Origin of the sequence: Pseudoduganella sp. R-43 (assembly GCF_049913255.1) — a bacterium.
Lineage (GTDB): Bacteria > Pseudomonadota > Gammaproteobacteria > Burkholderiales > Burkholderiaceae_D > Rugamonas.
This window is the reverse complement of record NZ_CP183988.1, coordinates 992,584-1,006,197: the sequence shown is the minus strand read 5'-3', so window position 1 is coordinate 1,006,197 and position 13,614 is coordinate 992,584. Positions and strand designations below refer to the sequence as shown.

Annotated in this window: 13 protein-coding genes; 2 read left to right on the top strand and 11 right to left on the bottom strand. The window is 61.6% G+C overall.

Features of this window, described 5'->3' with window-relative positions; translation table 11 throughout:
* Nucleotides 1-5: 5 nt before the first annotated feature.
* Both ACN9M3_RS04740 and ACN9M3_RS04735 read right to left on the bottom strand, forming a co-directional pair.
* Nucleotides 6-917: a DUF2145 domain-containing protein gene (locus ACN9M3_RS04740; RefSeq protein WP_426320839.1), complete on the bottom strand. Its 912-nt coding sequence runs from the start codon at nt 915-917 to the stop codon at nt 6-8.
* Entirely contained in the window at nt 884-1,333 is a 450-nt protein-coding gene (locus ACN9M3_RS04735) for a hypothetical protein (RefSeq protein WP_426320837.1), read from the bottom strand. The genes ACN9M3_RS04740 and ACN9M3_RS04735 overlap by 34 nt, the downstream gene beginning before the upstream one ends.
* A 204-nt stretch (nt 1,334-1,537) precedes the next feature.
* Between ACN9M3_RS04735 and ACN9M3_RS04730 the strand changes: the two genes are divergently transcribed.
* Nucleotides 1,538-2,563 (top strand): hypothetical protein, encoded by a 1,026-nt coding sequence (locus ACN9M3_RS04730; protein WP_426320835.1) that lies wholly within the window; start codon nt 1,538-1,540, stop codon nt 2,561-2,563.
* Between the two features lie 10 nt (nt 2,564-2,573).
* Nucleotides 2,574-3,191 carry a hypothetical protein gene (locus ACN9M3_RS04725; RefSeq protein ID WP_426167989.1) on the top strand — a complete coding sequence of 206 codons (618 nt, stop codon included), beginning with the start codon at nt 2,574-2,576 and terminating at the stop codon, nt 3,189-3,191.
* 116 nt (nt 3,192-3,307) lie between these two features.
* Here the strand turns inward: ACN9M3_RS04725 and ACN9M3_RS04720 are convergent, their stop codons facing one another.
* The 9 genes from ACN9M3_RS04720 to clsB all read right to left on the bottom strand — a co-directional run bounded on the left by ACN9M3_RS04720 (nt 3,308) and on the right by clsB (nt 13,611).
* Nucleotides 3,308-4,171 (bottom strand): CPBP family intramembrane glutamic endopeptidase, encoded by an 864-nt coding sequence (locus ACN9M3_RS04720; protein ID WP_426320833.1) that lies wholly within the window; start codon nt 4,169-4,171, stop codon nt 3,308-3,310.
* A gap of 12 nt (nt 4,172-4,183) precedes the next feature.
* The gene (locus ACN9M3_RS04715; protein ID WP_426167985.1) at nt 4,184-4,960 is read right to left on the bottom strand and encodes an enoyl-CoA hydratase; all 777 of its coding nucleotides are present in this window, start codon (nt 4,958-4,960) and stop codon (nt 4,184-4,186) included.
* A gap of 139 nt (nt 4,961-5,099) precedes the next feature.
* Nucleotides 5,100-6,296, bottom strand: a complete 1,197-nt coding sequence (locus ACN9M3_RS04710; protein WP_426167983.1) for an acetyl-CoA C-acyltransferase — start codon at nt 6,294-6,296, stop codon at nt 5,100-5,102.
* A gap of 26 nt (nt 6,297-6,322) precedes the next feature.
* Nucleotides 6,323-6,820 (bottom strand): PaaI family thioesterase, encoded by a 498-nt coding sequence (locus ACN9M3_RS04705; RefSeq protein ID WP_426167981.1) that lies wholly within the window; start codon nt 6,818-6,820, stop codon nt 6,323-6,325.
* 6 nt (nt 6,821-6,826) lie between these two features.
* The gene (locus ACN9M3_RS04700; protein WP_426320831.1) at nt 6,827-9,223 is read right to left on the bottom strand and encodes a 3-hydroxyacyl-CoA dehydrogenase/enoyl-CoA hydratase family protein; all 2,397 of its coding nucleotides are present in this window, start codon (nt 9,221-9,223) and stop codon (nt 6,827-6,829) included.
* A gap of 139 nt (nt 9,224-9,362) precedes the next feature.
* Nucleotides 9,363-11,153: an acyl-CoA dehydrogenase C-terminal domain-containing protein gene (locus ACN9M3_RS04695; protein ID WP_426167977.1), complete on the bottom strand. Its 1,791-nt coding sequence runs from the start codon at nt 11,151-11,153 to the stop codon at nt 9,363-9,365.
* A 56-nt stretch (nt 11,154-11,209) separates the two neighbouring features.
* Nucleotides 11,210-11,800 (bottom strand): TetR/AcrR family transcriptional regulator, encoded by a 591-nt coding sequence (locus tag ACN9M3_RS04690; protein WP_426167975.1) that lies wholly within the window; start codon nt 11,798-11,800, stop codon nt 11,210-11,212.
* 270 nt (nt 11,801-12,070) lie between these two features.
* Nucleotides 12,071-12,451 carry an RNA-binding S4 domain-containing protein gene (locus tag ACN9M3_RS04685; RefSeq protein ID WP_426320829.1) on the bottom strand — a complete coding sequence of 127 codons (381 nt, stop codon included), beginning with the start codon at nt 12,449-12,451 and terminating at the stop codon, nt 12,071-12,073.
* Nucleotides 12,448-13,611 carry a cardiolipin synthase ClsB gene (gene clsB / locus ACN9M3_RS04680; RefSeq protein ID WP_426167971.1) on the bottom strand — a complete coding sequence of 388 codons (1,164 nt, stop codon included), beginning with the start codon at nt 13,609-13,611 and terminating at the stop codon, nt 12,448-12,450. Before clsB ends, ACN9M3_RS04685 begins: the two co-directional genes overlap by 4 nt.
* Nucleotides 13,612-13,614: the final 3 nt, after the last annotated feature.

The following is a 13,614-nucleotide window of genomic DNA, read 5'->3' as shown; positions in this document are numbered from 1 at the left end:
CCTTGTCAGTGACTGTTTTCAAAAGCGATTACCTCGTCGCCAGGCTGCGCTTCGCAGCCTGCGCCCATTGGTTCCCAACCACGCCGGATCACGATATGGTTCGGGTCATAGCAAAGCTCGAGGCGGCGCGCTTGCGGCGACTCGCGATGAACAAAATGTTCAATCGACGAAGGCATGCTGACGCGCATGGTCTGCGCGCGCAGGTCTTCGTCGGGATGGTCCTGCACATGCACCAGCGGCACGAAATGTGCGGCAATCACCAGCGTGCGGCCTACGGCGACCGGCTCCGCCTGGTAACCGCGTTCGCGCAGCCAGCTTTGCGCGTCTTCACGCCGGGGAGCGGCTGCGCCCCAGGCGCTTGCCATCAGCTCTACCAGCCACTGGTTGCAGTTTTGATAGCGCGTGCTGTAGGCATACGCATTGGCGCTGTACTCCCCTGCCAGCAGCGACAGCGGCGTTTGCGCATCCAGTGCCGCCGCCTGCAGCGTCCTGGCCTGCTCGTCCGGCAGAAGCACCAGCGACAGGTGGCCGTGCGCCGGTTCTTCCGCGCCGAGCACGAAGCCGGCCATGCCCTGGTCGAAGATGCGTGGGCGCTTTTCGTCGCAGGCATAGTAAAGCTGGCGCACCGACCAGGGGCTGTTCGGATTGTCTTTCAACGCCAGGCCGGCGTGCGAGTAACGCAGGCCGAGGCGCGCCAGGTCAAGGCCGGCGCGCGAAACGACGGCGGCCGTGGCGCCCGAGCGTTCCAGTTCATCCTTCACCACGGCTGCAAAACGCAGCACGTGGTCCTGCGCCGTCGCCGTGACTTTCGCGGGACGGTCGCAGAACATCATTCCGCCCGCCTGCGCTGCGGCATTCCAGCCGAGCGCCAGGCAGGCAGCGATCAGATGGCGTGCGAGCGCAGTTCGCGTTGCCATGCTTCGTCCAGGGCAAGGAAGAAGGCCTGCTGCGTATCGGCATATGCGAATTCGTAGCCGTATGGACGCTCGTTGACCTGCACCAGTGCGCCGGCTGGCAGTGCACGGTCTGCCAGGGCGGCTTTCGGCACGGTCAGGAAGAATTCATTGCCCTGGCCTTGCAGCTTCAGGCGCGTGGCACCCGGCTTGCCCGGCGCTTCTGCAACGTCGATGACGCGGTACTGGCCAGCGGCCACTTTCCTGTCGTTCCCGCTGGAGCTCTTGCTGGAGCCGCCGATCGAATCGGACACGCTGCCCGAGGACTCGGAACCGGCACTCGATGCGGACGAAGCGGAACTGCCGGCGTAGGCAGGGATGGCGATGGCGGCGGCCAGAACGGACAGGGCAGCGGCGCGGCGCAGGACTTGCATGGACATTGACAGGTCTCCGGTTGAAAAGTCGCTTGCATTATACGCGGCACCGCATGGCTGTACGACACGACTTTGGACCTGTTGTTACAATACTTGTTTGCTTTTTTTGCAATTTGTAGAGCCATGTCGAAACTTGTATCGCCAGTCGCTATAGACCTTCTCACGAAAGAGCTTGCGCATGAAATCAGGGGACAGCGCAGGATGATTGCCATGCGCTTGCACAGCGCCTTCCTGTACATGGTGGAAGCACTGGAGACCTATCGTGAACACTGGGAGGAAGCGGCCGCCATTACCTACCAGGCGGCAGCGGAAGTGGGCTGGAATCCGCCGCCTGCCAAGTGGCTCCGTTCACGGCCCATCGTGTTTGACGCGGGGCTGTGGAACGACTTTTCCGACAGTTTGCGCCTGCATGCCATTCCAGGCGAAGCGGCGCAGTCCGACCAGGCGGACGAATGGGTCTGGTGGAAGGAATCGATGCAAGGCCTGCCCGTCACCAGTGGTCTCAAGCTGCGACCCGGCCGCGAGCGTCGCGCGGCTTCGCATGACTTCACCCACGGGACCACAGGCAACGGGGAAGCGTTTGCCGCCGCCCTGCGCGAACATCGCGGCGCCGTCTTGTCCCTTCCCACGCTGATCGCCAACGGCGACAAGGCCGGCATCGAAGACTTTCTCGCGCGCGTGCTGCCGGCGATCTGGCCTGAACTGGCTGAAGCAATCCGCGCGTCGCAAGACAGGCAACTGGTCGACGACCTGCTCGAGGAGCACGAGAGCATGCTCATTTGGCTGGCCCATATGGAGATCATGTTCGACGCCATTCCACCCGCCATGTACGCCTATATCGCGGGCGCTGGAGGCGGCACGCTGATGCTGGAACTGCGGCTGTTGCTGCCCCTCCTGCTGCTTTCCACTGGGCGGGTGGTCGACAACATCATCTTCGAAATCGGAGAACGCCTTGAAGCGTCGCTGACCGGCGGGCACGACGGCCTGGCATTTGACTGGGCGCCTGAAGTCTTCGCCGAGTCGCTGATCCAGTTCACGCGTGCTGCAGATGAAGTGCACAAGATCGGCGCCCTTCGCACCGAGGGACGGGAAGATGACCTGGAGTTGCCGCCCACGTCGCGCTCCAACCTGGCGACGCTGAAAGCAGCAATCCACAAAGACAAATCATGCCGCCGCTGCGGAAGCCTGGACCACAGGACGTCAGGTCCCCAAGTCGGTACTGTCGATTACGAATAACGAGCACACAATGAGCAACTTCGAAAAAGAGTATTACTTCATCAAGCGCGGCCACAGCGATTCCCTGCCAACGCCGCGCCCCTTCCACGAAACGGAAGAACTCGAATACGAAACCAAGCCCTTGCCGCCCGGCTCTCCCCCGCTTGCCTTCTACAATATTTCAAAGCAGTGGGCTCGCCGGTTGGGCCACCCATCGCTGGCGGTGCCACCCGATGTGATGTTCGAATTCGATAACCTGCTGGTGCGCAAGCCGGTACGGGATGCATTGCTGGGACAAGGCGTCAGCCGGATCTTCACGCACCCTGCGCAGTATGTCCACGACGACAAAACGCTGCACGATTACTGGTACGTAGGATTCACGGCGAAGTTCGCTTGCCTGGACTGGGAACTGTCGGAGATCATGAGTGGGGACGACAAGGTTGACAGGGGATTAGGCTCCAGCCCGCCCGACGTCACGACCTTCCGCTTCAACACGCAGTTGATGGCAAGTACGCCAATCAACGAGCGCCTGCTCTTCGTCATTGATGGTTGCTTCTCGCCCGGCGTCGTATGCCACAAAAGCCTGCTACCGCTGTTCCATGGCTTTGAAAACTGCGGTACGCGCGCAACCTTGGTGGAAGAATATTAAAAGGTAAGGCGCGCGCGAGATCGCGGTCCAGGAACCTTTGGCTTCCGACTGCCAACGGCCATTCATCGCGAATTAGATCAAGTGCTTGCCGTCAGGCGCTTCTCCAGAGACTTTTCTCAGCCAGCGCGCGGATACGTGAATGCTACGAAATGCACCAGGTTTAACACGAAGTGGGCCGCAATCGGAATCTCGATGCGCTTTGTCCTTGAATACAGCACCGCGTAACCCAGTCCGGCCAGGCTGGCGAGCACACCAAACTGCCAGCCGCCGCCCAGGTGCGCAGCGCCGAACAGCAGGCCGGAGACGACTACTGCCAGGGCATCGCTGTAGCGTGCGAGCTGTTCCTGGATGACGCCTCGGAAGAATGCCTCCTCCGCCACGCAGACAAACAGCAGGTTGATGACGGCAAACAGCGGCAGGAATGGCGACAGTTTGAAATCCGGATGCACGAATCCAATCGCCCAGCCTATGCTTAGCACTCCGCACAACATCCCCGCAACCACCGGTGCTTGCGACTTCGATGCGACGGCAAAATCCCGCCAGGAACTGGCGCGGCGGCAGAACAACGCGAGCAGCACCAGCCCGACCACGCCTTTGTCGAAGTTCGCATACAAGGTGTAAGGCGCCGAGTGCGCCGACAGCCGGACATCTTTCAAGAGCAGCGGATTGTCGTAGCCGGGAACGGCGTGCATTGCAAGCGCAAGTGCCAGCACCAGCGTCAATATCGTCAACAGCGCCCGCACAGCGGACTTGCCATGGCGGGTCGCCAGCCAGGCGAAAGCCAGCAAAGCGGCGATGCTGGCCAGGGCGATGGGGCGCAACACGCCCGCCGCCAGGCCGGCGCCGGTCGCCAGTGCGAGCAAGACCAGCCAGAGATTGCGCAAGAAAGCCGGCCGCTCGCTATGCGTGACCGCGAGGCCGGTGCTGGCAATTGAAAGGCCCAGCAAGCCGAATGGCAGCCAGGCAGGCGCGGCAATCAATTGTGGCTCCGATCAGGCGAACTTCGAGAAGTCCGGCTTGCGCTTTTCGAAGAAGGCAGTGAAGGCTTCCTTGGCTTCGGCGCCGGTCAGCATGGCGCCGAACTGGGCGCTTTCCACGTCGATGTGGGCTTTCAGCGCTTCGCGGCCGGCCTTCATCAGGCGCTTGGTCTGGCGGATCGATTCGGCTGGCAGCGCGACCAGCTTGGCGGCTTGCGCTTGAGCGTGGGCCAGCACCTGGTCTGCTGGCAGCAGCTTGGAGATCAGGCCCATGTCGTAGGCTTCCTGGGCGCTGAACGGTTCGCCGAGCATCAGCTTTTCCGCCGCGCGGGCGTGGCCGCCGTTGGCCGGCAGCAGCATGCTGGAGCCGAATTCAGGGCATAGGCCCAGTGCTGCGAACGGCACCGAGAACTTGGCGTTGTCGGCGGCGTACACCAGGTCGCAGTGCATCAGCATCGTGGTGCCGATGCCGATGGCTGCGCCGTTCACGGCCGCTACGACCGGCTTGGTGCTGTTGAACAGGGCTTTCATGAACTGGATCACAGGACGGTCGGTGAATGCCACGCCGTCGTTGGCGGTGGTGGTCATGGCGAAGTCGACCAGGTCGTTGCCGGCGGTGAAGATCTCCGGCTTGCCTGTGATCAGGATGGCGCGTACTTCGGCGTCACCCTCGGCGGCGTTGATGGTGTCGGCCATGGTCTGGTACATGGCGGAGGTGATCGCGTTCTTGCGGTCCACGCGGTCGAATTCGATGGTCAGGATGCCGTTGGCTTTGCTGGTCTGGATGGCCATTGTCGTTTGTCTCCTTTTAAACCGGTAAACCTGTGTCTGACCCGCAGGGTCAGACACTGTCTTCTCGCCGGATTGTGGATGTGAAAAAGGGCGCCTGGTTTCCCGAAGCGCCCTGTTGCTTATCGCTTGCTTGCGCGGATTATACGCGCTCGATGATGCCTGCTGCGCCCATGCCGGCGCCCACGCACATCGTGACCATGCCGTACTTCAGCGAGTTGCGGCGCAGTGCGTGCACCACGGTCGCGGCGCGGATCGCGCCGGTTGCGCCCAGCGGGTGGCCCAAGGCGATTGCGCCGCCCATCGGGTTCACTTTGCTGGTGTCCAGGTTCAGGTCGCGGATCACGGCCAGGGCCTGGGCGGCGAACGCTTCGTTCAGTTCGATCCAGTCCAGCTGGTCCTGGGTGATACCGGCAGCTGCGCAAGCGGCTGGGATGGCGACCTTGGGACCGATGCCCATGATTTCCGGTGGCACGCCGCGAACAGCGAACGAGGAGAACTTGGCCAGCGGGGTCAGGTTGTGTTCTTTCAGGATCTTCTCGGAGACCACGATCAGCGCGCCGGCGCCGTCGGACATCTGCGAGGAGGTCGCGGCGGTCACGGTGCCCTTGGCGGCGAACACTGGCTTCAGCTTGGCCATGCCTTCCATGGAGGCGTCGGCGCGGGCGCCTTCGTCGGTGTCCACGGTGCGCTTGCCAACCTTGATCTCGCCGGTGCGCAGGTCAGGGGTGCGGGTGATGATTTCGACCGGGGTGGTTTCGTCCTTGAACAGGCCAGCCTGTTGTGCGGCGATCGCCTTGCGGTGCGATTCCAGGCCGAAGGCGTCCTGGTCTTCGCGGGAAATCTTCCACTGCTGCGCCACTTTCTCGGCGGTCAGGCCCATGCCGTAGGCCAAGCCCACGTTCTCGTCCTTGAAGGTGTCCATGTTGATCGACGGGTGGTGGCCCATCATCGGCACCATCGACATCGACTCCACGCCGCCGGCGATCATCACGTCGGCTTCGCCAACGCGGATGCGGTCGGCAGCCATGGCCAGGGCGGTGATGCCCGAAGCGCAGTAACGGTTGATGGTCACGCCGCCCACGGTGTTCGGCAGGCCTGCCAGCACCACGGAGTTACGGGCGATGTTGAAACCCTGCTCTGCTTCCGGGAAGGAGCAGCCGACGATCGCGTCGACGATCAGGGCCGGGTCCAGGTTAGGCACGGCAGCCATGGCGCCCTTGATGGCGGCGACCAGCAGGTCGTCCGGGCGGGTCTTGCTGAACATGCCGCGCGGTGCTTTACCGATCGGGGTGCGGGTTGCGGCGACGATGTATGCGTCTTGCAGTTGTTTGCTCATTTTAAGCTTTCCAGTATCTGTGTTCGTTAGCGTTTGGCGGAGAGGTACCAGTCCACCTGTACTTGTGCTGCCAGCGTGCCGTGTTCGTCGAAGATGTCGACGTTGACCGGGAACGCTACTTTTCCTTCATCCTTGAGCTGGGCGCGGATCGCGGCCAGGTCGCCCGGTACCTTGCCGGAGGCGCGCGTCGCGCCCTTGGCAACTTTCTGGTACTGGATGCGCGACTCCTTGGCGACCGGGCGCATGTCCATGATCAGGTCGGCGAAGCCGCCTGCCATGGCCGCGCCGGACGCCGTTTCGGCCAGCGTAAACAACGCGCCTGCATGCGGCGTGCCGAGGTGGTTGTGCAGCTTGCCGTCGTCCGGCATCGACACTTCGGCCGTTCCCGGGCCGATGCTGTCGATACGGATGCCGAGCAGGCGCACGAACGGCAGCGACTCCGTCATGTGCTTCTTGATTTGCTCATAGACCATGCTTGGTTTCACTCGCAACAGGATTTTGAAGGCCAGCGACAGGATGGACATTTGCTCTTAGTTGCGAACCGGCTTACCGGTCTGCAGCATGCCCATGATGCGCTCTTGCGACTTAGGATGGTTCAGCAATTCCAGGAAGGCCTTGCGTTCCATATCCAGCAGCCACTGCTCGCTCACTACGCTGCCTTGGTCGATGTCGCCACCGGACACGATCTCGGCGATCATGTCGCCCAGCTTGTAGTCGTGTGCGGAGATGAAGCCGCCATCGCGCATATTGACCAGCTGGCCGCGGATGGTGCCCCAGCCGTAACGGCCGGTCACCGGCACTGGGCGCTGGATCGGAGCGCGGTAGCCTGCGTCAGCCATCGCACGGGCAGTGGTCTTCGCCACGTGCAGCAGCTCGTAGGCGTTGAACACGATGATGTCGTCTTCCTTCAGGTAGCCCATGGCCTTCGCTTCCAGCGCGGACTTGGATACGTTCGCGGTTGCAGCGTTGGTGAAGCCGGTCTTCAGGAATTGCAGGATGTCGTTGCCTTTGGCTTCGCGGGCAGCGCGTACTGCCGCTTCCTTCAGGCCGCCGCCGCCAGGGATCAGGCCAACGCCCACTTCCACCAGGCCAATGTACGATTCCAGTGCAGCCACGCGCTTCGATGCGTGCAGCATCATTTCGCAGCCGCCGCCCAGGGCGATACCGGCAACAGCCGCCACCACTGGCACGTTGGAATACTTCATCTTCATGAAGGTGTCTTGCAGTTCCTTGATGATCGGGTCGACCGCTTTCGCGCCGCCGGCCATGAAGGCTGGCAGGGCTTCCTGCAGGTCGGCGCCGGCCGAGAAGGCGCCGCCTTCGGCTGCGTCGGTGTTCCAGATCACCAGGCCCTTGAAGTTCTTCTCAGCTTCGGCCAGGCCGCGCTGGATGCCGCCGATCACGCCTTTGCCGATCACGTGCATCTTGGTCTTCAGCGACAGGATCAGGACGTCGTCGCCGGTGTGCCACAGCCGCACGGATTCGTCTTCGTGCACGGTCACGCCGGCAGTCTTGGGATCTGCACCGCCGCCGCCCACGACTGGAGCGCGGAATTCCTGGCGCTTGTACACAGCCAGTTCGGAACGCGGGGTGTAAGACTTGGTCGCTGGCGAGAACGAGCCTTCAGGGGTATGCACGCCCTGTTCGCCCACTTTGCCTTCGAAGACCCACGCTGGCAGCGGTGCATTGCACAGCGCCTTGCCGGCTTCGATGTCTTCCTTGACCCACTGTGCAACCTGGCCCCAGCCGGCTGCTTGCCAGGTTTCGAACGGACCAACGTTCCAGCCGAAGCCCCAGCGCATGGCGAAGTCGATGTCGCGCGCGTTGTCGGCGATCGATTCCAGGTGGATCGCGATGTAGTGGAAAGCGTCGCGGAAGATCGCCCAGAGGAACTGGCCTTGCGGGTTGGTCGATTCGCGCAGCGCCTTCATCTTCTTGACCGGATCCTTTTCTTTCAGGATGCGGGCGATGATGTCGTCTGCCTTCTTGCCGCCGGCGACGTATTCACCGGTTGCCGCGTCCAGGCGCAGGATGTCCTTGCCGACCTTCTTGTAGAAGCCGGCGCCGGACTTCTGGCCCAGGGCGCCCTTGGCGACCAGGCCGGACAGCACGGCAGGAGTCTTGTACAGCGCTGCGAACGGATCGTTCGGCAGGTTGTCTTCCATGGTCTTGATCACGTGGCCCATGGTGTCCAGGCCAACCACGTCGGCGGTACGGAAGGTACCGGACTTGGCGCGGCCCAGCTTGGCGCCGGTCAGGTCGTCGACCACGTCGACGGACAGGCCGAACTTCTCGGCTTCGTGGATGATGGCCAGGATGCCGAACACGCCAACGCGGTTAGCGATGAAGTTCGGGGTGTCCTTGGCGCGGACCACGCCCTTGCCCAGCACGGAAGTCATGAAGGTTTCCAGCTGGTCCAGGATTTCCGGCTTGGTGCCGGTGGTCGGGATCAGTTCCACCAGGTGCATGTAGCGCGGTGGGTTGAAGAAGTGCACGCCGCAGAAGCGCGCCTTCAGGTCAGCGTCGAAGCCTTCGGCCAGCTTGTTGATCGACAGGCCGGAGGTGTTCGAGGCGAAGATGGCGTTTTGCGAAATGTGCGGAGCGACTTTCTTGTACAGGTCGTGCTTCCAGTCCATGCGCTCGGCGATCGCTTCGATGATCAGGTCGCAGCCAGCCAGCAGGTCCAGGTTGTCTTCGTAGTTGGCGATCTGCACCAGTTCTGCGTCGGCCTTGTCGCCGAAAGGAGCCGGGGACAGCTTCTTCAGGCCTTCGATGGCCTTGATGCCGATACCGTTCTTGTTGCCTTCCTTGGCTGGCAGGTCGAACAGGACGACTGGTACTTTAGCGTTGACGCAGTGGGCAGCGATCTGCGCACCCATCACGCCGGCGCCCAGCACCGCTACTTTTTTCACGTTGAAGTTGCTCATATATATCCTTTGGTTGGTATTTCCGTTGCTATGCCATGGGGGCTGGCTTTCTACAGCAAAACCGGCAAACCGGTGTCAGACCCATTGGGTCTGACACCGCACTACCGGTTTGGCGCGCGATCAGCCAGCGCCATCAACTTCAGAACAGGTCAGCGTCCAGGGCCATCAGGTTGGCGGCGCCGGAACGAGCCTGGCGGATCAGGGTTGCGGTTTCTGGGTACAGGCGGCCGAAGTAGAAGCGGATGGTTGCCAGCTTCGAGGTGTAGAACTTGTCGCCCGACGCTTCTTTTTCCAGGGCGATCTTCGCCATCTGTGCGAAGAAGTACGAGTACACCAGGTGGCCGGCCACGCGCAGGTAAGGAACTGCAGCGGCGCCCACTTCGTCCTGGTTCTGGAAGGCCTTCATGCCGATTTCCATGGTCAGCTTGGTCAGCTTCTCGCCCAGGTCGCCCAGCGGGGTGACGAACTCGGACATCGCTTCGTCGGTGCCGTTTTCTTCCACGAAGGCGCGCACTTTCTCGCCGAACTTGCGCAGCTTGGCGCCGTTGTCCATCAGGATCTTACGGCCCAGCAGGTCCAGCGACTGCACGGTGTTGGTGCCTTCGTAAATCAGGTTGATACGCGCGTCGCGCACGTACTGCTCCATGCCCCACTCGGAGATGTAGCCGTGACCGCCGTACACCTGCATTGCGTCGGAGGTGGCGATCCATGCGTTGTCGGTGATGAAGGCCTTGATGATCGGGGTCAGCAGGGCAACTTCGTCGCCGGCTTCCTTGCGCACTTCTTCGTCAGGGTGGTGCAGTTCACGGTCGATCTGCAGCGCCACGTAGGAAGCGAAAGCGCGCGCGCCTTCAGCGTAGGCTTTGCCGGTCAGCAGCATGCGGCGCACGTCAGGGTGCACGATGATCGGGTCGGCTGGACCTTCAGGATTCTTCACGCCGGACAGCGAGCGCATTTGCAGGCGGTCTTTTGCGTACACCAGCGCGTTCTGGTAAGCCACTTCGGTCAGGCCCAGGGACTGCACGCCCACGCCCAGGCGGGCGGCGTTCATGAACACGAACATCGCGTTCAGGCCCTTGTTCGGCTGGCCGATGATCCAGCCCTTGGCGCCGTCCAGGTTCATCTGGCAGGTCGAGTTGCCGTGGATGCCCATCTTCTCTTCAATCGCGCCGCAGAAGATCGGGTTGCGCTCGCCGATCGAACCGTCGGCGTTAGGGATGAACTTAGGCACCAGGAACAGGGAGATGCCTTTCGAACCTTCTGGAGCGTCCGGAACACGAGCCAGCACCAGGTGCAGGATGTTTTCGGACATGTCGTGTTCGCCGGCCGAGATGAAGATCTTGGCGCCGGTGATGTTCCAGGAACCGTCGGCGTTAGGGATGGCTTTCGAGCGCAGCATGCCCAGATCGGTGCCGCAGTGCGGCTCGGTCAGGCACATGGTGCCGGTCCATTCGCCGGAAACCAGCTTAGGCAGGTAGGTCGATTTCTGTTCCGGGGTGCCGTGGGCCAGCAGGCACTCGTAGGCGCCGTGCGACAGGCCTGGGTACATGGTCCATGCCTGGTTGGCGGAGTTCAGCATCTCGTAGAACGAGTTGTTCAGGACGATAGGCAGGCCCTGGCCGCCATACTCTGGATCGCAAGCCAGCGCAGCCCAGCCGCCTTCAACGTACTGTGCGTAGGCTTCCTTGAAGCCTTTTGGAGTGGTCACGGTCTTGGCAGCTGCATCGTGGTGGCAGCCTTCGCGGTCGCCGGAGTGGTTCAGCGGGAACAGCACTTCGGAGGTGAACTTGGCGCCTTCTTCCAGCACCTGGTTGATGATGTCCGCGTCGGTTTCGGCGTGAGGAGGCAGCTCTTTCAGCTTCTCTTCCACCTTCAGCAGCTCGTGCAGGACGAACTGCATATCACGGATTGGCGCGACGTATTGACCCATTTTTTTCTCCAGAAAGCTAAAAGGTTATGTTTGCTCGGCTGCTGCGAAACGCAGCCTTAGGATGGTTGATAGTTTTCGATCAGTCGGTTGAAGCCCACGCCTGCCCGGTCCACGCTGCCAGGAGTGCGCATGAAACGCGCCTCATGGTGCAGGGCCAATATCAGGCCGTACATTTCATACACAAGCTGGCTCGCATCGGTATCGGACCGCAGGTCGCCGTTGTCGATGGCCTGGCGCACGCAACGCAGCAAGGCTGCCTGCCACGCGCCGACCATGGCCAGCAGTTCTTCACGGATCGGGCCAGGGCGGTCGTCATACTCGACGGCGCCGCTGATATAGATGCAGCCCGAGGCGATTTCCACGCTCACACGTTTGATCCAGTTGGCAAACATGGCGCGCAGGCGAGGCAGGCCACGGGCCTCCTTCATCGCCGGGTAAAACACTTCCTGCTCGAAGCGATGGTGATACAGCTTCAGGACTTCAATCTGCAAATCTTCCCGCGAACCAAAGTGCGCGAATACACCGGACTTACTCATGTTCATCTTGTCGGCGAGCAAGCCGATAGTGAGGCCTTCGAGGCCGTCACGGCTTGCCAGGTCGAGGGCCACATCCAGGATGGCCGCACGGGTCATTTCGCCTTTGCGCATGAATTTCGTTGGTGTATTGACAAGAATTCCACTCACTTTTGAACCCATCCAGATAGAAGGAAAAGCCTTATTCTCGCTCTAACAGATCGGCCGCTGGTGAAAAGTTTTGCGAACGTTCGTACTATTATCCAGCGTGTGGCGAAAGTCAAACGGCACCACTAGAAGTGCACCTCTATTGTTGCGTTGCAACAAAATTTAAAAGGGGACGTACCCCTTTTAAATTCGCCGGAGGCGAAAAAAGCCGTAGAAAAGAGGGTTACGTCCCCTTTTTCAGCTTTCCGTGGCCTTTTCCCAGGTGCGGCGGTCGCGCTTGGTTGGGCGGCCCTTGTTGTCGGCGAAGGGCTCGGGGAACAGTTTCTTGCGCTCGATCAGGGCGGCGCGACGGGCCAGCGATTCTTCGCTCTCTTCATAGAGCAGGCGTGCTATCGGCGCTCCTTCGCGCTTGCCGGAAATGCCCACCACTAGCACGTCCCATTCGTCCGCGCCGTTATCGATATGCAGGCGCTCGCCCAGCTTCGCGTTGCGTGAGGGCTTGATGCGTTCGCCGCTCGACAGTTTCACCTTGCCCTTGTCGATGGCGTCGATGGCCAGCTGGCGCGTCTTGAAAAAGCGCGCCGCCCACAGCCATTTGTCTATCCTTACGTCACTCATGTGTACTTTCCGACTGCAAAAATGCGCATCAGCGTGCGGTAGAAGAAGTACGCCACTTCGTATCCGACCCGCCGGAAGCGCCCGACATGTTCGAAATCCTGCGGGTGGATCACCACGCCATCGGCGATGGCATCCTCGATCTTTCCGCGCAGGGAACGCGTGAATTCCGCGTCCTTGATCACCACGTTGGCTTCCTGGTTGAGGAACAGGCTCAGCCCATCCACATTGGAGGAGCCAACGGTCGCCCAGTCATCGTCGATGACTGCCACCTTGGCGTGCAGTTGCGTCTTGCGATACTCCACCACCTTGACGCCCGCTTCCAGCAGCTTCGGGTAGAAGGAGTGTGCCACCGCATCCTGCAGCCAGAATTCTCCCACGCCGATCAGCAGCACCACTTCCACCCCACGCTGTGCGGTTGCAGCCAGCGCACGGCGGAATTTGCGGCCCGGCGCGAAGTAGGGATTGGCCAGCAGCACGCTTTTCCTGGCCCGTCCCAGCGCTTGCAGGTAGGCGCGCTGGATGGTGCGGCGATTGCGCAGGTTGTCGCGCACCACGAAGCCGGCCTGCATGGCGCTCTGGCGCGCGATCTTGTTCAGCTTGCGCACTTCGTTGAACAGGGTCAGGCGTTTGACGATGTTCATATGCCCCAGGCGCGTCCATTGCGTTTCCGCCTCGCTGTGAATCGATTCGACCAGCGGCCCGCGCACCGCCACCGCAAAATCCCAGCGCGGGGCTGCCAGCGCTTTGTTGTGGTCGTAGTCGGTGAACATATCGTCGTTGATATTGATGCCGCCGACAAATGCCACCTGGGCGTCCACCACGCAGATCTTGCGGTGGGTGCGCGTCACCCCGCGCCGGAACCAGGGGTTGAAGATGCGATGCTCGACGCCGGCGGCCGTCACCTCGGCATGCAGACGGTAGGCGGGCTTGTGGCCGGTGCCGAACCAGTCGGTAATCATGCGCACCGTCACGCCGCGCTGGGCGGCAGCTTTCAGCGCGGCCATGACACGCTTGCCGGTCTCATCCTCGGCAAAGATATAGGTTTCGAAATAGATCTCAAACTGCGCGGCCTCGATCGCCTCGACCAGTGCCGGAAAATAATCGGTACCGCAGTGCAGGAGTTTGACTTCGTTATCGGCTAGAAAATCAACGTGACGCATGTG

What these genes read in the sequence shown, in the direction of transcription:
- ACN9M3_RS04730 (WP_426320835.1), top strand. Translation starts at nt 1,538, where the DNA reads ATGCGCTTGCACAGCGCCTTCCTGTACATGGTGGAAGCACTGGAGACC.
- ACN9M3_RS04685 (WP_426320829.1), bottom strand. Translation starts at nt 12,451, where the DNA reads ATGAGTGACGTAAGGATAGACAAATGGCTGTGGGCGGCGCGCTTTTTC.
- ACN9M3_RS04700 (WP_426320831.1), bottom strand. Translation starts at nt 9,223, where the DNA reads ATGAGCAACTTCAACGTGAAAAAAGTAGCGGTGCTGGGCGCCGGCGTG.
- ACN9M3_RS04710 (WP_426167983.1), bottom strand. Translation starts at nt 6,296, where the DNA reads ATGAGCAAACAACTGCAAGACGCATACATCGTCGCCGCAACCCGCACC.
- ACN9M3_RS04735 (WP_426320837.1), bottom strand. Translation starts at nt 1,333, where the DNA reads ATGTCCATGCAAGTCCTGCGCCGCGCCGCTGCCCTGTCCGTTCTGGCC.
- ACN9M3_RS04690 (WP_426167975.1), bottom strand. Translation starts at nt 11,800, where the DNA reads ATGCGCAAAGGCGAAATGACCCGTGCGGCCATCCTGGATGTGGCCCTC.
- ACN9M3_RS04695 (WP_426167977.1), bottom strand. Translation starts at nt 11,153, where the DNA reads ATGGGTCAATACGTCGCGCCAATCCGTGATATGCAGTTCGTCCTGCAC.
- ACN9M3_RS04705 (WP_426167981.1), bottom strand. Translation starts at nt 6,820, where the DNA reads ATGTCCATCCTGTCGCTGGCCTTCAAAATCCTGTTGCGAGTGAAACCA.
- ACN9M3_RS04740 (WP_426320839.1), bottom strand. Translation starts at nt 917, where the DNA reads ATGGCAACGCGAACTGCGCTCGCACGCCATCTGATCGCTGCCTGCCTG.
- ACN9M3_RS04725 (WP_426167989.1), top strand. Translation starts at nt 2,574, where the DNA reads ATGAGCAACTTCGAAAAAGAGTATTACTTCATCAAGCGCGGCCACAGC.
- clsB (WP_426167971.1), bottom strand. Translation starts at nt 13,611, where the DNA reads ATGCGTCACGTTGATTTTCTAGCCGATAACGAAGTCAAACTCCTGCAC.
- ACN9M3_RS04715 (WP_426167985.1), bottom strand. Translation starts at nt 4,960, where the DNA reads ATGGCCATCCAGACCAGCAAAGCCAACGGCATCCTGACCATCGAATTC.